Below are 16347 nucleotides of genomic sequence, written 5' to 3'. Positions count from 1 at the left end.
AGTGCTTAGAAAACAGTGGGTTGCATTTTGTTTGATGAGAGCGGGCGTGCCCGCGAAGGGCTGCAAGGCAGCCCCATTCAATTTCAAGCCTTGTTCAAGGCTTGGGCGGCCGCCAATACGGCATCCACATGCCCGGGCACTTTCACGCCACGCCATTCCTGGCGCAGCACCCCGTCCTTGTCGATCAGGAAAGTGCTGCGGTCAACGCCCATGTATTCCTTGCCATACAGCTTCTTCAGCTTGATCACGTCGAACAGCTGGCACAGGGCCTCGTCCTTGTCGCTGATCAGTTCGAACGGGAAGCCTTGCTTGGCCTTGAAGTTCTCGTGGGACTTGATGCCATCGCGCGATACACCGAATACCACGGTGTTGGCTGCGGTGAAGGCATCGTGCTGGTCGCGGAAGCCTTGGCCCTCGGTGGTGCAGCCTGGTGTGCTGTCCTTGGGGTAGAAGTACACCACCACCTGCTGGCCCTTGAGTTCGGCAAGGCTGACGGTTTGCCCGCTGGTGGCCTGGGCCTGGAAGTCGGCAACAGGTTGGTCGAGTGCTACAGCCATGATCGGTTTCCTTACATTGGGTTCTGTGGACGCCATGGCTCGATCAGTGCGTCGAGGTTCAGGGCATCGGCAAAGTCCAGGAACTGGTCGCGTAGCCAGCTGATCTGCGTGCCGGCCGGCAGAATCACGGTGAACTGGGCGTTGAGCATGCTGCTACCGGTTTGCGGCGCCAGGTAGGTGTCGCAGGTCATGGCTTCCAGCTCGACGCGGTGGTCGAGGAAGAACTGGCACAGCTCGTTGATGATGTCGGGGCGGTAGGCAGCGCTGACGTAGGCCACATACGGAAGGGCCTGCGGGCGCACTTCCTGGTCGGCGCTGCGGACCACGTCGAGGGTCAGGCCGTGCTTCTTGCCCAGGCCTGGCAGGGTGGATTCGAGACGTGCCAGGGCGTCCCAGCTGCCGCCCACCTGCAGCACCAGGGCGCTGGTCTCGCCGTGGCGGCTCAGGCGCGAGGTGACCACCGCGCAGCGGTTTTCAAAGGCAGCGCGGCTGAGGACGTTGGCCAGCTCCATGGGGTTCGGGCCCAGGGCACTGATGACAAGGAATTGTTCGCGGACGGTGGGGGTGGACATGCAGCATTCCTAAAGCGATGAGCGGTCGGCACAGGACGGGCAAAAGCCTCCTGTCGGCAGGGCCCGGGGCTCGCATGCGAGGTCTTGGACGCTGGCGGGGAGCAAGGTCGACGGCCCGGCGGGCCGCGCTGCACCGATCAAAGGGCCAAGGGTAGCGAAATAAGCCGCCGAGGGGAATGCTCCACCCGCCTGCTTCGCTTGTGCAAGGTCGATGCCCCCAGTACCATTACCGCTCTCTTTTTCCGGCAGGAGCAGTTACATGATTGCGGGCAGTATGGTGGCATTGGTCACACCCATGGATGCACAAGGGCGTCTTGATTGGGCTAGCCTCGACAAACTTGTAGACTTCCACCTGGAAAACGGCACCCATGCGATCGTCGCTGTCGGCACCACCGGTGAGTCCGCCACGCTGGATGTCGAAGAACACATCCTTGTCATCAAGCATGTGGTCGAGCGCGTCAAGCACAGCAAGAAGCCGATTCCGGTCATCGCCGGCACCGGTGCCAACTCCACCGCCGAAGCCGTGCACCTGACCCAGAACGCCAAGAACGCTGGCGCCGACGCCTGCCTGCTGGTAGTGCCGTACTACAACAAGCCGACGCAAGAAGGCCTGTACCAGCACTTCAAGCACATTGCCGAAGCCGTCGACATCCCGCAGATCCTCTACAACGTTCCCGGCCGCACGTCCTGCGACATGCAGGCCGAGACCGTGATCCGCCTGTCGACCGTGCCGAACATCATCGGCATCAAGGAAGCCACGGGCGACCTGGCCCGCGCCAAGGCCATCCTCGATGGCGTCAGCAAGGACTTCATCGTCATGTCCGGCGACGATCCGACTGCCGTCGAGCTGATCCTGATGGGGGGCAAGGGCAACATCTCCGTCACTGCCAACGTCGCTCCGCGCGAAATGGCCGACCTGTGCGAGGCCGCCCTTGAGGGCAATGCCGAGAAGGCCCGCGCAATCAACGAAAAACTCATGCCGCTGCACAAAGACCTGTTCTGCGAGTCCAACCCGATCCCGGTGAAATGGGCGCTCGTCGAAATGGGCCTGATGCAAAAAGGTATTCGCCTGCCCCTGACCTGGCTGAGCGAAGGCTGCCACGAAAAAGTCCGTACTGCCTTGCGCCAGTCCGGCGTACTGGTTTAAGAGGAAGTACACCGCATGAAGCGACTGGCTGGTCTTTCCGCCCTTGCCCTGATTATCTCCAGCACCAGCGGGTGTGGCTGGCTGTGGGGCGAGGATGGCTATTTCCGCGACCGCGGCAGTGACTACCTGCAGGCCCACCCGACCGCGCCGATGCAACTGCCGCCGGACGCCAGCAACGTCAAGCGCCTTGACCCGCTGCTGCCGATTCCGCGTAACGTCGCTGACGATAACGTCGCGGGTGAGTTCGAAGTGCCGCGCCCGCAACCGCTGACCGGCGGTGCCGCCCAGCTCACCGACTACAGCCTGCAGCGCAGTGGCAGCAGCCGTTGGGTACTGGCCCAGCATTCGCCAGCCGAAGTGTGGCCGGTAGCCCGGCAGTTCTTCGAGGACAACGGCTTCCGCATTGCTGAAGAGCGTCCGCAGACAGGTGAGTTCAATACCACCTGGCAGCGTTTCGATGAGCTGTCGGCATCGCTTGGCCAGCGTCTGGCCAGCACTGCCAGCAGCGGTGACAGCGAGGTGCGTGTGCGTGTGCGCATGGAGCCTGGCGTGCAGCGCAACACCTCCGAAGTGTATGTGGTCAGCGTCGAGCGCCCGGCGGGCAGCACTGCCGATCCTGTGTTCCCGTCCACCTCCAGCAATACCGGCACCGATGCCCTGCTGGTCGATGAAATGCTTGCCAGCATGAACCGCAGCGCCGAGAAGGGTGGTTCGGTGTCGCTGCTGGCCGCGCGCGATTTCGACGCCCCAAGCCGCGTCAGTCTGAGCGAAGACGGCAGCGGCAACCCGGTGCTGTACCTGGGCTCTGACCTGGACCGCGCCTGGTCTGGCGTAGGCCGTGCCCTGGAGCAGGGTGGCGAATGGCGTGTTGAAGACATCAACCGCAGCCTGGGCCTGTACTACATCAACCTGTCCGAGAAGCCTGACGACAAGCAGAACCAGCCTGGCTTCTTCAGCCGCCTGTTCGGCAGCGAGCCGACCAAGGAAGAGCGTGAAGCCCGTGCCGAGCGTTACCAGGTTCGCCTGAGCAAGGTGGGTGAGACCGTGCAGGTCACGGTCGAGAAGAACATCAACACCGTGGCTCCGGCCGATGTCGCCCGCCGCGTGCTGAGCGCCATTCAGGACCACCTGGGCTAAGTGCGCTTCGCGGTACTCGGAAGCGGCAGCCAAGGGAACGGCACGCTGATCGCCAGTGGTGACACGTTCATCCTGGTCGATTGCGGTTTTTCCCTGCGCGAAACCGAGCGGCGCCTGGCGCTGCTCGGTGTGTCGGCGGCCCAGCTCAGTGCGGTATTGGTCACCCACGAACATGCCGACCACGTGCATGGGGTCGGCTTGCTGTCACGGCGCTACAATGTACCGGTCTACCTCAGCCAAGGGACCTTGCGCGGCATGCGCAAGCCGGTCGAGGTGGCCGGTTTTCTCGCTTGTGGCCAAAGCCTGCGCATCGGGAGCCTGGAAGTGACCGCAGCGCGGGTCGAGCACGATGCTTACGAGCCATTGCAGTACGTGGTGAGCGATGGTCAGCGGCGTTTTGGCATGCTTACTGACCTGGGCTCGTACGACGCGCTGCTGTTGGAGCGTTACCAGGGCCTGGATGCACTGCTGATCGAGGCCAACCACTGCCGCGACCTGCTGGCGCGCGGTCACTATCCGGCCTTCTTGAAGCGGCGGGTGGGTGGCATGCAAGGGCATTTGAACAACCACCAGGCCGCGCGCCTGGTGCAAGAGTTGGGCTGGAACAACCTGCAACACCTGGTGCTGGCCCACCTCAGCAGCAAGAACAACCTGCCACACTTGGCCCGCCAGTGCTTCGTCGACACCCTTGGGTGCGACCCGGACTGGCTCCAGGTGGCGAATCAGGAACACGGGCTCGACTGGCGCGAAATCGCCTAGCCCAACACCTCAAGCAAGCGGAGCCCAATCATGGAAAAACGCGAAGAACTTTACCGCGGCAAGGCCAAATCGGTTTACAAGACCGACGACGCCGACCGCTTGATCCTGCTGTTCCGTAACGACACGTCGGCGTTCGACGGCAAGCGTATCGAACAACTCGACCGCAAAGGCATGGTGAACAACAAGTTCAACGCCTTCATCATGCAGAAACTGGAAGAAGCCGGCGTGCCGACCCAGTTCGACAAGCTGCTGGGCGACAACGAGTGCCTGGTGAAGAAGCTGGACATGATTCCGGTCGAGTGCGTGGTGCGCAACTACGCTGCCGGCAGCCTGGTCAAGCGCCTGGGCGTGGAGGAGGGCATCAAGCTGGAGCCGTCCACCTTCGAGCTGTTCCTGAAGAACGACGAGAAGGGCGACCCCTTCATCAACGAATCTCACGTTGTCGCGTTCGGCTGGGGCACCGCCGAGCAACTGGTGGAAATGAAGAAGCTGTCGTTGAAGGTCAACGAAGTGCTGAGCAAGCTGTTCGATGACGCCGGCCTGCTGCTGGTCGACTTCAAGCTGGAGTTCGGCGTATTCCACGGCCAGATCGTGCTGGGCGACGAGTTCAGCCCGGACGGCTGCCGCCTGTGGGACAAAGAAACCCGCAAGAAGATGGACAAGGACCGCTTCCGCCAGGGCCTGGGCGACGTGATCGAAGCCTACGAAGAAGTTGCCAAGCGCCTGGGCGTGCCGCTGTAAGCGGCGCGTTCACGCAAGCGCCTGATACCACGCGGTTTTTTTGAAAAAAAGATTTGCGTTTTAAAAGAACGCTGGTATGATGCGCGGCATTGGAGAGATGCCGGAGTGGTCGAACGGGACGGATTCGAAATCCGTTGTACTGGCAACAGTACCTAGGGTTCAAATCCCTATCTCTCCGCCATACGAGTGAAAAAAAGCCCTGTAAATCAATGATTTACGGGGCTTTTAGCTTGGTGCGAAATTATGCAGCAATGGCAGCATAGCGTGTGCAGGGTACGGGATAGGGTACGTCTTTTCCGTATCGCTCGATCAACCAGGGTCCGACGATCCTTGGGAGAGCAGCCATGCACATCACCTACGTCAAGCTCGAACGCAAATCGGGCACCCGTTACAAGGCCATCATCCGCGATGGCGACCGGGTAATCGCCACCAAAACCTGCAAGCTCAAGACTGATGCCGCTACCTGGGCAAAGGCACTTCTTCGTGACGAGGAACGCCTCGTAGCCCTCGGCAACCCCCATGCTCGTATCACCCTGGCCGACTTGGCCGACCTCTACTTGAAAGAGTGGAAAGGCCGTGACCATGCCCTTGCAGGCAGGATCAAGGCCCTGGTCGCCACTGCTGGCACTCGCCGCCTCGTCGATATCACCGAAGCCTACATTCGCAACGACCTCGACGCCTACGCTCCAGACCATTGCCCTGCCACGATCAATCGGCGCAAGGCGTGCTGGTCGGCATTGCTCCAATACGCAGTGAAGAAGGACTTCGTCAAGGACAACCCGGCACGGCGCACGCCTACGCGCACCGAGGATAACGCCCGCGTGCGCTGGCTCAGTGATGATGAGCGCAAGCGCCTGCTGGTTGCCTGCGATACCTCTGCCTTTCCACTGCTGAAGCCGCTGGTGATCCTGGCCATGACCACGGGTGCGCGCCTGGGCGAACTGCTGTCCTTGCGCTGGGAGCAGATCGACTTCACCCGGCGCACGGCGATCATCGCCCGCACCAAGAACGGCGACCCACGTACCCTGGTGTTTCCGTTGCCAGCTATCAGCGAACTGATGAAGCATCGCCAGCCTGTGGGTCTGGTCTTCCCCAGTGGTGAAGGATTCCGGACATACTGGGATACCGCGCTGAAGGAAGCCAAGCTGGAGGGTCTGCACTTCCATGACCTGCGCCATGACGCTGCATCGCAACTGGTCATGAGCGGCGCCACCCTGCATGAGGTAGCGGAGATTCTCGGGCATCGCAGCCTGGAATCGACCAAGCGTTACGCGCACCTGTCCGTCGATCACAAGCAGGGTGTGGCCGACCGGGTGATGAACAGCGTGTTCGGGAGGCTGGAAAAATGATCGACCTTCGTGAACTGGCACAGGAGTGGGACGTGGACCCCGAGCCGTTGATCGCGGCTGTCGAAGCCGCCATGCAGGGTAGGCGCTACTGGGCAGGGCAAAAGCCCCTGATCGACAGCGCCGAACCCGCCTTGTGCAATCGCAAGCTACAGCAGGCACGCAAGGCCATTGCCGCGCTGCCGTTACGGGCACGGGCACACCTGCATTGGCGTCTGGCCGAAAGCATCACCTGCGGCTTCGCGGGCGCTTATGACCTCACTCCCGAGCAGGTCCACTACCTGATGAAGGACATGGATCTTATGGACAGGATCCTCGACGCCCTGAGCGAGCCGCTCGAACCTGAAGAGCCTGATCGGGAGCTTCAGTGGCTGGTCCAGGCGTGGCAGCGCGCAGGCGGTCAGATTCATGAGGGTGATCGCTACGATGAATACCTGATCGAGTTCCTGATTCTTACCTACCAGTACCTGGGCGACGAGAAGCCGACCCATGATGCGATTCGCCGTCGTCTGGATCGGCTTCCGGCGCTCACCCCTCGAAACTGAGGGGTGAGCGCCGGGTAGAGAAGTCGGCACAGGCAAAATGGAATCTCCAAACAACGCTTGGAGGCTCCACAGATGACAACTGTAAATATCGTATCTCGTAAGCAACTTCTCGAAGCCGTGCCCGGTCTGGAGCCGAAAACTCTCGCCTATGTTTTACGCAATCGGCACGCCAATGGCCTGTTCGCATCCGGCGCCGTGTTGCGTCCAGGCAACGCATTCCTTTTCGACCTCGACGTGTTTGTGACTTGGCTGCGTTCGCGCAAGGCTTAATTCTGCACCGGAAAATTTATTGGTTGGGACGAACCATCTAATTTCGTGATTGGAGAAAAGTAAAATGGCTACTTTTATTGGTACTGAAAAAGCAGGCTTCATCAATGTTGAGAACATCATTTCTGTATACCCGCTCCTTGATGACGACGGGAATGAATTAGCAATGTGCGCAGAAACGGTCGATGGTAAGGATCACATTTTAAATAGCGAAGAATGGAAGAAGTATTTAGAAGTACAGGAATAAAAAATCTCACAAGAAAAGAGGTTTCTTGTGAGATTTGAAGGGGACGCCTAGTAGCAGCGAACCATTAGGAGTCGAGGTAAGTATACCCCTGACTCTTTTGGAGTAAAGGGGTATGTATGAACGATCTATCGGAAATCCCACAGACCAGTACGGCCGTTCGCGTTTCATGCGGCGCAAGCAAATTCGATAACTGCCCACTGCAATTGGAGGTCGCTAGCTTTGACGAACTCGCTGACGCCATTTTAGTTGGTCGCGGCACGGTCAAGGGTAAGACTTTCATCTGCGCTCCAATGGCCGAAGGCTTCAATAATAACCAAGTTAAGTACCCCGGCAAAAAGACCTGGCGCGCCAAGCACTTGGCATTGCCCCGTTGGTTCGCCCCCTTCGACTTGGATGGCTTCGACAGCGTGGATACCTATCTCCAGGTGCTGGCTTTTCTGGAGCGCTACCAGGGCTTTGCCTATACCACGGCCAGCCACACCCCCGAGGCACCGCGCTGCCGCGTGGTGCTGATGCAGACCCGTGCGACCGACCGGGAAGAAGGGATCGCGGTTTGTACGGCCGTCCAGGCAGGTATAGAGCGCGCCCTTGGCGTCGGCAGGGTGACGTTCGACCAGAAGGTTTACCCCGGCGAACAACCTCTCTATACCCCCCTAGAAGGTGCAGAGACGTTTCGTTTCACCGGCGCGCCCGTGAACGTAGAAGCCATGCTGATGCAGGCACCACCCGACAAAAAGAAAGCAACAAGCAAAACCAAGCTGGAGCAGGTGCAGAGCGACGATAGAATCCTGCAAGCCATGATGACGCTTGGCATGGTGCGCAGTACCGAGGATGGCGAGCGGTACATGATCGAATGTCCGTTCGCCCATGAGCACAGCATGGATGGTGGCGATAAAGAAACCATGTATTGCCTGGCCAACACCCACGGCCACGCGCAGGCGAACTTCAGTTGTTTCCACGCTCATTGCGCCCAGCGCGCTCAAACGGAATTCGCCGTAGCCGTACTGGCGCGCTATTCGAAGGCCACGGGCAAGCCAGCAGATTGGGGTGTGTCATCCGCTGTCACGGTGCCCGTCGCCGAAATGAAAGACACCGGTATCGACTGGCTGCTCAAAAACGCACCGCCACCAGTCAAGGCTTACACAGACTGGTACATGAAAAATGCTTTGATGGTGCATCCCGTTTTCGCCCTGTTTAGCTGCCTGCTGTTTGCCCAGGCACTGGTCGGTGCCTCGGTAGCGCTGAAACGTGGTACACGGCCCAATTTATGGATGCTCATGCTGGCCGATTCGGAAGCGGGCAAGAGCGATATTTTAAATATGCCCGTCAAGGCCATCGAGCAACTGATCCAACTTAAATTCGCACCGGCGGTGCCGATGTTCGAACGCAGTTACGAATCGCACGCCGGTTTGTGGTGGCAATTCGTGGAGACGCCCACACAGATATTGGCCGATGAAGAACTTGGGCAAACCTTGGCGGCGATAGTCAACGCCAGGCCAGGCAGTGAAGGGCACAAATTAAGGAGGACCTGGATTGACCTGTACAACAAGGCCGACGTGGAGAATATAGCGCCCGCGCGTTACTCGAAACGGCAAAAGGGCGCCAATGAAATGCCCATCCTGCACCATCCATGCCTCTCGATTGTCGGCACCGGTGTGCTCGAAGTGGTGGCATCGTTGAGCGCTTCGACTTCGAGCGAGGGGTTAACCAATCGGTTTTTACTGGCCTGCCTGAAGTACACCGCCGACGTTGGCAATATCGACGACGAACCCGGCCCGCTGCCCGATGCACTGACCGCGCAGGTCGAAAAACTGTATGCGATGGCCCCGAAAAACCCCATGGAACAGGTGCTCAACGATAGCCAGGTAAAACCAGTGGGGCAGACGTACATGAAGCCACGGGTGCTGAAAACGTACGCTGATTTCAATAGCGACTGGTGCGCTGAAATGAAATATGGCCGTGAGCGCGCCCGTGATCTGCTGGATATCTGGGGGCGCTACGCGGAAAAGGTGCTCAAGGTCGCCATGCTGATGTGTGTGATGGACAGCGGCGACACGTTGACCAAGGCCAATTTTGAATGGGCCAGGCGGTTTGTTCGCTGGTCGAACGAAAAGGCTGCTGTGGAGTACACCGCCGGGGGTGGTGGCGCAGCAAACGAACTGGATGCCATGGCCAAAGGCTTTATGCACGCCTTCGGTAGGGCTCCCGTGGTCAAGGATACCGGCGCTGTGCTCAGCAGCGACATTGGGAAATACGCCGGGAATAAATGGCGGATGAACAAGGACAGTTTCGCCCGTGAACGCGTGATCAAGACACTCATTTTCGATGGTCTGATCGAAGAAGTGCCCATGGCGAACAGCAAGGGTACGAGCTATCGGAAACTGCTGCAATGAAGCATGAAGCAGTACCTCCCGCAACGAGTTGCTTCACTCGAAACTGGCGTACTAGAGCGGCTGAATGGGCAATGAAGCAATGAGGCACTGTTTTGAAAAAAAGGGGTATTCCATAGGTGCAGAGCCAGAAAAAAATTAATCTCTCTATTTATTGCTTCATTGCTTCATTAGTAATGTAAAGGCTCTATTACGGCGTTTTCGAGTGAAGCAACGGGTTTGCTTCGGATCACTTCATTTGCTTCATTCATTTTGAGGGTTGGTGAAAATGAAAGAAATTCTGCTGGTGCGGCAAAGCCAAGTATTGACGGTGCTCAACCCGACCGATGCCGAAAGGATGCTGGCGACCGATTACTTGCGGGTGATGCCGAGGCTTAAGCCCCGTGGCAATGCCAAGCGTATGCGGCTTATGCGGCGGGCACGCTTGGCCGCTGGCTGGCTGTCGGTGAAATTCTGGTTGTCACCTGATGAGGCGGCGTTGGTGAAGGCCGCTAAGCGCCATGGTGAAACATATGCACAGTTGTTGGTGCGCCTGATAAATGAGCGGGGTTTGTTATAACGAAAGTTGTGGTGGCGAGGACACAATAGAAAAGCTCCAGGCATCGGACGGCTGAATCGCTGCCGTGTGTGCGTAGTGCGAGGTCCGGCGGCGACTAGATAGTTCGCATCGGAAAACCATAAACGGATACCGAATCCGGTTGCGATGCCCGTGTAGCCTGGTCTGGACGTCCAAAAGGTACGTTTTTTGGGTACGGCAGGGTACGGATCTGGCATCTGACTGCGCATGGGGCGCACAGACCGAGACCCTGTGTGAAGCATCGTCTGATAGGTGGATCGTCGCTCTGACGCGATCCTAGGAGGTCATGATGTGGAAAATGAGAGCTTCAACGAAGGTGGTGACGCTGTTGGACTGGGAGCGGTGCGAGCCAAGCCGCGACATGCCCTGGAAACCGCGTGGCTCGAACGTCTACAACAGCTTCCGTCAGGCTGTGCGAGGTATCAGGCTGTGAAGTTCCTCGACACTACAGCGGGCAGCACGGCAGCCACCGACACCGCTGTGAAACTGTACATGCCACCTGCTGAAGCTTCCCGCGTGCTGGCCTACCTTGATCGTCTCCAGGCACTTGAGGCCGCCCAACCTGACCCGGCACACGCCCGTGCTGCTCGCACCGAGCGCATCGAGGCGCTGATCCTCGAAGCGCTGGGCAATGCAACGCTGCACGCCGAAGTGATGGAAGCCCCCAATCGTAAGCGCGTCAGTACAGTGATCGACCATCTGGTGGAGTTCGGAACCCGCTACCGAATCAAGAAGCCGCCATGCAGGGAAACGGTCTGTAAGATCTTGATGAAGTATGGATATTTGTCGAGTGTGGCCACAATCTAACTTTGTCCGGTAGTTCACCTATTGATCCTCGCAGCATCAAGCGCACACTTCGACTAAACCCAAACCGGAGTATGCACAGATGTCGAAGTCTGATGTTTCACCAGAAGTAGCCGCCGAAACAGCCAAGAAGATCAAACCACTGGCGCCTGATCGCTTGTCTTTTGAAGACTACCGCATTGTCCGCCACTGCGCCGTCGTTGATCGTGACACCGACCCGCAGGCATTGACCGAGTCTTCGTTCTGGATATCCGTAGCACATAGACTGCATGCTCTCGACCATGTAACGGTCGTGTGGGATGACCGCAGCGCCATGGCTACAGTCATGATCATGGAGGCAAGTCAATCGTTCACGTCTGCCGTGATGCTGGACTATAAAAAGCTGCCGGGAATTATTAGCGATGGATCGGAAGCATTAATCAATTTTGAGGTGTTCTACTCACAAATGGATGGCTACTGCGCACGGCGCATAAGCGATTCAGTATTACTCGTCCAAGGCGCTACCAGCAAAGAAAAGTGCATCGAGCAACTGAAAGCGCACGCGGCATTTAAGGCTTCCTGATATGGATACCCAAGATACCCTGCGCGCCATGCAGCGGCTGGCCCGAGAAGTCCAGGCGATCCGCCGACCGCTGGATCAACTTATCGGTCTCGCCCATCGCGGTGAAACAGTCGATAAGGCCGCTATTTCCAATATCTTGCGCAGGGAATCGACGCAACGAGAACTGGCGCTGAACTGGGAAACGCTACTTTATCGCCATACTACTGGTCAGTATGTCTTAATTTGCACCGCACTGCCGGACAACGAACAGGATGCTCAAGTCCTTACCTCGCGCCGATTGATAAACAGCCGCGAGGCATGCGCCTTCTGTGGGTTGGTCGAGAACTCTTTCGCCCCCATCGAACTGACAGTCGCTCTTAGTCCTGTGGGCATCCCCATCCAAAGCGAGCGTGTCCACCCACGCTGCTCTTTATCTTGGCAGCGACTCAAACTCATTGCTGAGGGCAAATAAGATGAACGCTGACGATCTGCTTGAAGCGATCAAGGCCAGCTTGCTGGACCTTAAAAGCGCGATGCCAGTGGGCGAACTCTTCTTCACCCTCGGTATGGATGGTTCGTCCCTGGCCGCCGAGGTTGAAGTTTCCAGAACGTTGCGCAGCAATAGTTTCCGTCAGCGGCTGCGCGAATCCGGGATTGATTTTTATCTGTACCGTGATGGAAAGATAGAGTTTGCTGAGGTGAGCCATGCCTAACGACATTGATTTTTTCAGCCCTGGCGACCTTCAGCCCTACAGCCAGCCCCTGGCACCGGCACCGGTGCCTGACTTCGGTGGCAACACCGAAGTAGACCTGCTGCACGAGTCCACGAATAACTATACCGGCGGCGGGCAAATGGCCTTCGGCCAACCCTTGCCGCCCGGTGTAACGCTTAATCAGGTCACGGCTGCCTCCCAGCAGCTGGGCGCCCTCTTTCAGTCGGACTTCCTGCGTCTTGGCCACAACATCAGCCACCCGCAAAAAGCCGTTAAGTGGTTTCTCGATGCCGTTACCAACCCGCCCGCCAAACAGGCACCACGGCACCGCTATAACCTGTACGAGCACGTTAACGACCCGCTCTTCCAAGCCTTTGCAAACTATGCACATGACCATGGCTTCAGCCAGAAGTTCGTCACCGACGCCTGTTGGTGGGTGTCCGAAGCCGGTCGCAAGTTAAGTCAACAAAATACCAGTTCCCAAACGCCAAGGATGGCACCCCAAACATCTGATCCGACAGCTCAATTAACTGACGCCCAGTACGATCAATTAATAAGTCATAATGAAAGAGTTAAGGCTCATACAATAAATAGGTTGGCGGCCAAGTATGGCGACCATGGCTACCAACAGGTCATCGCACTTGCTCAGGCACAGCTGGAGCGTCTACCTGTGGCGGACAGAAAATACTTCGACGCTTGGACCGGTGACTTCCCGTGGACTCACATGCTGTCATCTTTCGAAGCTATTGACGGCCTCTATGCCATGGCCGTAGGTGCAAACTCGATAAAAGGCTCTGGTGTTGCGCAGGAAATCGCTGCCTACGAGGCCATGCTGAGAAAACCGAACGAACGGGCCAAGTACATGCGTGACCCACAGATGCAGGCTCGTTTTCGTGAGCTACTTAGACTTCGCGATGGTGGCTGATATGCAACCAAAAAAGATCAAGTGCATTGACAGCCAAGTTGATAAGGGCGAAATGGCTCAAACGCCAGAAACGTAAATCTCAAGAGGGTAAATAAAAATGGCCTATTCATCTACCAATCCAGCCCGTGTCGCCGCTGCATTTGGGCTCACAGATGCCAAACAAGTATTCTGCTATGAGTCCACGCATGCACATGCTGCCATCGAATCGACAGCGGGATTTTTTATCGGCTGTGGCTTCGGTTCACCATCGGCATCTTGTGTCGGCATGAAGGTTGGTGACTTGCTGGTGAATGTAAATCAAAGTGTGTCCGGCACCTCGGCTATTACTTGGCACCGAGTCACGTCGCTGACTACTTCCACAGGTTTTAACAGCCCGATCACGCCCATCTTGTCGGTCGCAAGTAGCTGAGGTAGGAGAGCGCTATGAACGCCAAACTGCAACTGCTGCAACGAAAGATGGATCGACAGGCCCCAGCACCAGCACCCGAAGTTCACGGCATCGGCGCAGCCATCGAGCAGCTGATAGCCGACGAAGTCGAACGCCGGGTCGGCGAGGCTGTGGAACGCAAGCCGCCCGCGCATGTGCAGCGCTTGCTCGACCAGCAATTCAAGCGGCAGGAAACCTACACCAGCTTCGAGCAGATTCCGCCGACACCCAAGACACGGGCGCCCAAGGCCGTCGAAACCCAGCTGATGCGCAACGAGCTGGGTCAGGTCAACCGTATCACCGTGGGCACCATGGAGTTCTTCGTCCAGCGCAACGAGCTTGGTCAGGTTGTGCGCATGGTGCCAGCAGACACCGCGCCACTACCTCCTGCCGTGCCACCAGCCAAAGCCAACAAGGGGACATGACTATGGCCGTCGTGACGTTCGCCCCCGGTGAAGATCCCGTCGCCACAGCCCGCGCCGTCATGTCGGCCCTGTCGCTCTGGCTCTCCGAGCAACCGCGACCCGAACAGGCGCCACCTGCCAGGGCGCATTGCATATACTACGATGAAGGCAAGCTGCGTACACTGACCGTTGTGGTGGCCGAGGGTGACTGACATGACCGCTCGCACACCCACCGGCAAGCCCCGTGGACGCCCCAAGGGTTGTGCCAAGACTGGCGGTAGGACGATCGGTAGCCTCGACCGCCAGCAGCGTACCCTCATCACCTCAGAGGTCGCGGGGGATATCCTCGAAGTCTACCGGCGCCTTGGTGGCGTCGATTTTCTTGAGCGCTGGAGCCGTGATAACGAAACGGCCTTCGTTAACAGCTGTCTCAGTCGCCTGATGCCGCCCGCGCCGAAGGACGACCCGGACGTTGTAAAGAACACGCAAATCAATGTCGGCCACTTATCCGATATCGAGATCGCGATGCGGATTGCTTTCGCCTTGAACAAAGGCTTGATCGCGAAGCGGCAACTCGAAGAGCGCCGGGAGGATCTCCTATGATCGGCGACGGCTACCAACAGCTAACAGATCCGGGTTTCACGTTCGACCCGAATGATCCCCGCGACTATGCCACTCAGTATTATGCGTGGCAGTTGACCAAGGACACATTGATCTGTGATATCACGACCTACCCTGGCTCGCCCGGCGAACAAGGCACCGAGCGACCGACCCCTGTGGTGCGCACCAAGCGTGGGCGACTATCGCGGTAGTCCCGCCGAACAACCGGGAGGTTCGGTGCCACGCCCGGCGCCGCGCCCGCAGGCGTGACTTGCTGTGAGGCTTATGGAAAGCCAACGCGGCCCCGGTGAGCTAAGCGAATAATTTGACACGATTATTAATTTACTACTTCAAGTACATCCTTAACTTTCCTAAGTCCACACTGAGTAAGAAAGTAAAAGTTGCTACGCCTCCCACTGCTCGCAGACTTTCGGATTCGGCTTGTGCATATGACGAGGATAATATAGGGTCCATTTTTTTCACATAGCTATGAACTTGGCGCAGATCAACACCTGAAGGGTCGACTACCTTTATATTATGGGCAAGCGTATCTCTGAGCGTCTTTATCTGTTTCAATGGGGCAATAGTGTTTCTATAATATTTGGCGTCAAACTCATAAGGGCAGGTTTTTTCCAGTTCGGATATGAAGTCCTTGTACACCTGTATTTTCTGGCCGAACATGCATGAACTAATAGACGGATAGAAATTTATGAGGAGTAGTTCTAGCTTGTGCTCAATCAATAGAAAGCAAGAGAACAGATGACCTAGAGTTTCTGCAGTTTCTCTAGTGCGGCTACGCCCCCACTCGTTACCTTCAACAACTAGTAGCTTTAGTTTTTCTGTATTTTCTTCTGGGGTGCCGGGCAAGGAATAAACTATGTCTTCATACTTTTTTTCTTTGCGCTTGGAAAATAGGTTTTTTAAGAATGAAAGCAGCATTATGCCCTCGATAGGTAATTGCTTTTTAATCTGGCAGGTTGCGGTATTCTGTGATTTCTCTATGGGCCGACAATTTCGTGAGGATTTATAGCTCACGTATACTGCCATCAGGAAAAAGGTACATGCCGTCCATCAGATAGGCAGGTTCACCTTCACCGGGGCTTAGCTCCGAATACAATTTGATTTCATCATCGGCCATTTTACCTGTATGGTTCTTGTATTTTTCATGTGCGCCAACATCGTAACCAAGAATCTCCAGGTCATCGCTAGAGATCGAGCCCAATGAAGCCTTTAATGCTTCTATGTCATAAATCCAAATCAATCCGTTTTTTTTATAATAGACACCTTTGTAAGCGCTCTCGTCAGGTGTTTCCTCATAACCAAGTGCTAAGGCCAGTTCGACGCTTTTTTGATAATTAATTTTCATTTATTCCATCCATTGGTAGTGATCCATAGCAGCATATAGCTGCCCATGCCGCGTTTTTGCCGTGCTGGTAAGCCAACGCTACCGATTTGCCATCACCTTGTCCACCAACTGCTAGGAGAGGACGCCTAGCGTCGCCGATCACCTGTTCCGCCCCAGCCTTACCCCAACGGACTTCGGCCGGCAATGTCAATCTGCATCGCTCCTTTGGCGAGCGGCTGCATACGCTAAGTCGGATGAATAAGGTTCCCGCTAAACCAGCGGTAGAGCAGTTGTTAAACGAGC

General features: G+C 57.0%; 23 protein-coding genes and 1 tRNA gene. 20 read left to right on the top strand and 4 right to left on the bottom strand.

The features are described 5' to 3' along the window. Window positions 1-83: 83 nt before the first annotated feature. Window positions 84-557, bottom strand: a complete 474-nt coding sequence (locus tag ACF8EF_RS01490) for a peroxiredoxin (protein WP_392460379.1) — start codon at window positions 555-557, stop codon at window positions 84-86. Window positions 558-568: 11 nt separating this feature from the next. After that, a complete protein-coding gene (locus ACF8EF_RS01485; protein WP_003254741.1) occupies window positions 569-1129 on the bottom strand; it encodes a glycine cleavage system protein R in 561 nt (186 codons plus the stop codon). Window positions 1130-1388: 259 nt separating this feature from the next. On the opposite strand from ACF8EF_RS01485, the gene dapA reads away from it, so the two are divergent. From dapA to ACF8EF_RS01385, 20 genes are all read left to right on the top strand, one after another. Next, window positions 1389-2276 (top strand): 4-hydroxy-tetrahydrodipicolinate synthase, encoded by an 888-nt coding sequence (dapA, locus tag ACF8EF_RS01480; RefSeq protein WP_176685091.1) that lies wholly within the window; start codon window positions 1389-1391, stop codon window positions 2274-2276. 15 nt (window positions 2277-2291) lie between these two features. Further along, window positions 2292-3413, top strand: a complete 1122-nt coding sequence (gene bamC / locus ACF8EF_RS01475; RefSeq protein ID WP_392460378.1) for an outer membrane protein assembly factor BamC — start codon at window positions 2292-2294, stop codon at window positions 3411-3413. Then, window positions 3414-4172, top strand: coding sequence for an MBL fold metallo-hydrolase (locus tag ACF8EF_RS01470; protein WP_176685089.1), 759 nt, complete (start codon window positions 3414-3416; stop codon window positions 4170-4172). 30 nt (window positions 4173-4202) lie between these two features. Continuing rightward, the gene (purC, locus tag ACF8EF_RS01465; RefSeq protein ID WP_003254733.1) at window positions 4203-4913 is read left to right on the top strand and encodes a phosphoribosylaminoimidazolesuccinocarboxamide synthase; all 711 of its coding nucleotides are present in this window, start codon (window positions 4203-4205) and stop codon (window positions 4911-4913) included. 91 nt (window positions 4914-5004) lie between these two features. Further along, window positions 5005-5094, top strand: a tRNA-Ser gene (locus ACF8EF_RS01460). Window positions 5095-5257: 163 nt separating this feature from the next. Then, on the top strand, window positions 5258-6262 hold the full coding sequence (locus tag ACF8EF_RS01455; protein WP_392528987.1) for a tyrosine-type recombinase/integrase: 1005 nt from the start codon (window positions 5258-5260) through the stop codon (window positions 6260-6262). After that, window positions 6259-6804: a hypothetical protein gene (locus ACF8EF_RS01450; protein WP_392528985.1), complete on the top strand. Its 546-nt coding sequence runs from the start codon at window positions 6259-6261 to the stop codon at window positions 6802-6804. Before ACF8EF_RS01455 ends, ACF8EF_RS01450 begins: the two co-directional genes overlap by 4 nt. Window positions 6805-6876: 72 nt before the next feature. Then, window positions 6877-7074, top strand: coding sequence for a hypothetical protein (locus tag ACF8EF_RS01445; protein ID WP_392528983.1), 198 nt, complete (start codon window positions 6877-6879; stop codon window positions 7072-7074). A gap of 64 nt (window positions 7075-7138) precedes the next feature. Beyond that, on the top strand, window positions 7139-7318 hold the full coding sequence (locus tag ACF8EF_RS01440; RefSeq protein WP_392528981.1) for a hypothetical protein: 180 nt from the start codon (window positions 7139-7141) through the stop codon (window positions 7316-7318). A gap of 116 nt (window positions 7319-7434) precedes the next feature. Further along, entirely contained in the window at window positions 7435-9711 is a 2277-nt protein-coding gene (locus ACF8EF_RS01435; RefSeq protein ID WP_392528979.1) for a hypothetical protein, read from the top strand. Window positions 9712-9976: 265 nt separating this feature from the next. Beyond that, a complete protein-coding gene (locus tag ACF8EF_RS01430; protein ID WP_392528977.1) occupies window positions 9977-10267 on the top strand; it encodes a hypothetical protein in 291 nt (96 codons plus the stop codon). A gap of 309 nt (window positions 10268-10576) precedes the next feature. Continuing rightward, window positions 10577-11092 carry a hypothetical protein gene (locus ACF8EF_RS01425; RefSeq protein ID WP_392528975.1) on the top strand — a complete coding sequence of 172 codons (516 nt, stop codon included), beginning with the start codon at window positions 10577-10579 and terminating at the stop codon, window positions 11090-11092. Window positions 11093-11171: 79 nt separating this feature from the next. Then, a complete protein-coding gene (locus tag ACF8EF_RS01420; protein ID WP_392528973.1) occupies window positions 11172-11651 on the top strand; it encodes a hypothetical protein in 480 nt (159 codons plus the stop codon). A 1-nt stretch (window position 11652) separates the two neighbouring features. Next, window positions 11653-12102 (top strand): hypothetical protein, encoded by a 450-nt coding sequence (locus ACF8EF_RS01415; RefSeq protein WP_392528971.1) that lies wholly within the window; start codon window positions 11653-11655, stop codon window positions 12100-12102. A 1-nt stretch (window position 12103) separates the two neighbouring features. Continuing rightward, window positions 12104-12343 (top strand): hypothetical protein, encoded by a 240-nt coding sequence (locus ACF8EF_RS01410; protein ID WP_392528970.1) that lies wholly within the window; start codon window positions 12104-12106, stop codon window positions 12341-12343. Continuing rightward, the gene (locus ACF8EF_RS01405; RefSeq protein ID WP_392528968.1) at window positions 12336-13268 is read left to right on the top strand and encodes a hypothetical protein; all 933 of its coding nucleotides are present in this window, start codon (window positions 12336-12338) and stop codon (window positions 13266-13268) included. Before ACF8EF_RS01410 ends, ACF8EF_RS01405 begins: the two co-directional genes overlap by 8 nt. Before the next feature lie 97 nt (window positions 13269-13365). Beyond that, on the top strand, window positions 13366-13677 hold the full coding sequence (locus tag ACF8EF_RS01400) for a hypothetical protein (protein WP_392528966.1): 312 nt from the start codon (window positions 13366-13368) through the stop codon (window positions 13675-13677). A gap of 14 nt (window positions 13678-13691) precedes the next feature. Then, window positions 13692-14120, top strand: coding sequence for a hypothetical protein (locus ACF8EF_RS01395; RefSeq protein ID WP_392528964.1), 429 nt, complete (start codon window positions 13692-13694; stop codon window positions 14118-14120). Further along, window positions 14117-14311, top strand: coding sequence for a hypothetical protein (locus ACF8EF_RS01390; protein WP_392528962.1), 195 nt, complete (start codon window positions 14117-14119; stop codon window positions 14309-14311). Before ACF8EF_RS01395 ends, ACF8EF_RS01390 begins: the two co-directional genes overlap by 4 nt. A 1-nt stretch (window position 14312) precedes the next feature. Then, window positions 14313-14702, top strand: a complete 390-nt coding sequence (locus ACF8EF_RS01385; protein ID WP_392528960.1) for a hypothetical protein — start codon at window positions 14313-14315, stop codon at window positions 14700-14702. A 342-nt stretch (window positions 14703-15044) separates the two neighbouring features. Here ACF8EF_RS01385 and ACF8EF_RS01380 read toward each other — a convergent pair whose 3' ends face one another. Both ACF8EF_RS01380 and ACF8EF_RS01375 read right to left on the bottom strand, forming a co-directional pair. Beyond that, on the bottom strand, window positions 15045-15638 hold the full coding sequence (locus tag ACF8EF_RS01380) for a hypothetical protein (RefSeq protein ID WP_392528958.1): 594 nt from the start codon (window positions 15636-15638) through the stop codon (window positions 15045-15047). A gap of 85 nt (window positions 15639-15723) precedes the next feature. Then, window positions 15724-16065 carry a hypothetical protein gene (locus ACF8EF_RS01375; protein ID WP_392528957.1) on the bottom strand — a complete coding sequence of 114 codons (342 nt, stop codon included), beginning with the start codon at window positions 16063-16065 and terminating at the stop codon, window positions 15724-15726. Window positions 16066-16347 lie beyond the last annotated feature (282 nt).

Source organism: Pseudomonas sp. zjy_15 (genome assembly GCF_043101865.1).
GTDB classification, from domain to species: Bacteria; Pseudomonadota; Gammaproteobacteria; order Pseudomonadales; family Pseudomonadaceae; genus Aquipseudomonas; species Aquipseudomonas putida_Y.
This window is presented reverse-complemented; position numbering and strand designations above follow the sequence as displayed.

Bases quoted from the DNA above. Each gene is read 5' to 3' on its own strand.
- ACF8EF_RS01405 (WP_392528968.1), top strand. From the start codon at position 12,336: ATGCCTAACGACATTGATTTTTTCAGCCCTGGCGACCTTCAGCCCTAC.
- ACF8EF_RS01440 (WP_392528981.1), top strand. From the start codon at position 7,139: ATGGCTACTTTTATTGGTACTGAAAAAGCAGGCTTCATCAATGTTGAG.
- ACF8EF_RS01390 (WP_392528962.1), top strand. From the start codon at position 14,117: ATGACTATGGCCGTCGTGACGTTCGCCCCCGGTGAAGATCCCGTCGCC.
- ACF8EF_RS01400 (WP_392528966.1), top strand. From the start codon at position 13,366: ATGGCCTATTCATCTACCAATCCAGCCCGTGTCGCCGCTGCATTTGGG.
- ACF8EF_RS01430 (WP_392528977.1), top strand. From the start codon at position 9,977: ATGAAAGAAATTCTGCTGGTGCGGCAAAGCCAAGTATTGACGGTGCTC.
- dapA (WP_176685091.1), top strand. From the start codon at position 1,389: ATGATTGCGGGCAGTATGGTGGCATTGGTCACACCCATGGATGCACAA.
- ACF8EF_RS01445 (WP_392528983.1), top strand. From the start codon at position 6,877: ATGACAACTGTAAATATCGTATCTCGTAAGCAACTTCTCGAAGCCGTG.
- ACF8EF_RS01410 (WP_392528970.1), top strand. From the start codon at position 12,104: ATGAACGCTGACGATCTGCTTGAAGCGATCAAGGCCAGCTTGCTGGAC.
- ACF8EF_RS01395 (WP_392528964.1), top strand. From the start codon at position 13,692: ATGAACGCCAAACTGCAACTGCTGCAACGAAAGATGGATCGACAGGCC.
- ACF8EF_RS01455 (WP_392528987.1), top strand. From the start codon at position 5,258: ATGCACATCACCTACGTCAAGCTCGAACGCAAATCGGGCACCCGTTAC.
- ACF8EF_RS01490 (WP_392460379.1), bottom strand. From the start codon at position 557: ATGGCTGTAGCACTCGACCAACCTGTTGCCGACTTCCAGGCCCAGGCC.
- purC (WP_003254733.1), top strand. From the start codon at position 4,203: ATGGAAAAACGCGAAGAACTTTACCGCGGCAAGGCCAAATCGGTTTAC.
- ACF8EF_RS01385 (WP_392528960.1), top strand. From the start codon at position 14,313: ATGACCGCTCGCACACCCACCGGCAAGCCCCGTGGACGCCCCAAGGGT.
- ACF8EF_RS01435 (WP_392528979.1), top strand. From the start codon at position 7,435: ATGAACGATCTATCGGAAATCCCACAGACCAGTACGGCCGTTCGCGTT.
- ACF8EF_RS01420 (WP_392528973.1), top strand. From the start codon at position 11,172: ATGTCGAAGTCTGATGTTTCACCAGAAGTAGCCGCCGAAACAGCCAAG.
- bamC (WP_392460378.1), top strand. From the start codon at position 2,292: ATGAAGCGACTGGCTGGTCTTTCCGCCCTTGCCCTGATTATCTCCAGC.
- ACF8EF_RS01380 (WP_392528958.1), bottom strand. From the start codon at position 15,638: ATGCTGCTTTCATTCTTAAAAAACCTATTTTCCAAGCGCAAAGAAAAA.
- ACF8EF_RS01485 (WP_003254741.1), bottom strand. From the start codon at position 1,129: ATGTCCACCCCCACCGTCCGCGAACAATTCCTTGTCATCAGTGCCCTG.
- ACF8EF_RS01450 (WP_392528985.1), top strand. From the start codon at position 6,259: ATGATCGACCTTCGTGAACTGGCACAGGAGTGGGACGTGGACCCCGAG.
- ACF8EF_RS01375 (WP_392528957.1), bottom strand. From the start codon at position 16,065: ATGAAAATTAATTATCAAAAAAGCGTCGAACTGGCCTTAGCACTTGGT.
- ACF8EF_RS01415 (WP_392528971.1), top strand. From the start codon at position 11,653: ATGGATACCCAAGATACCCTGCGCGCCATGCAGCGGCTGGCCCGAGAA.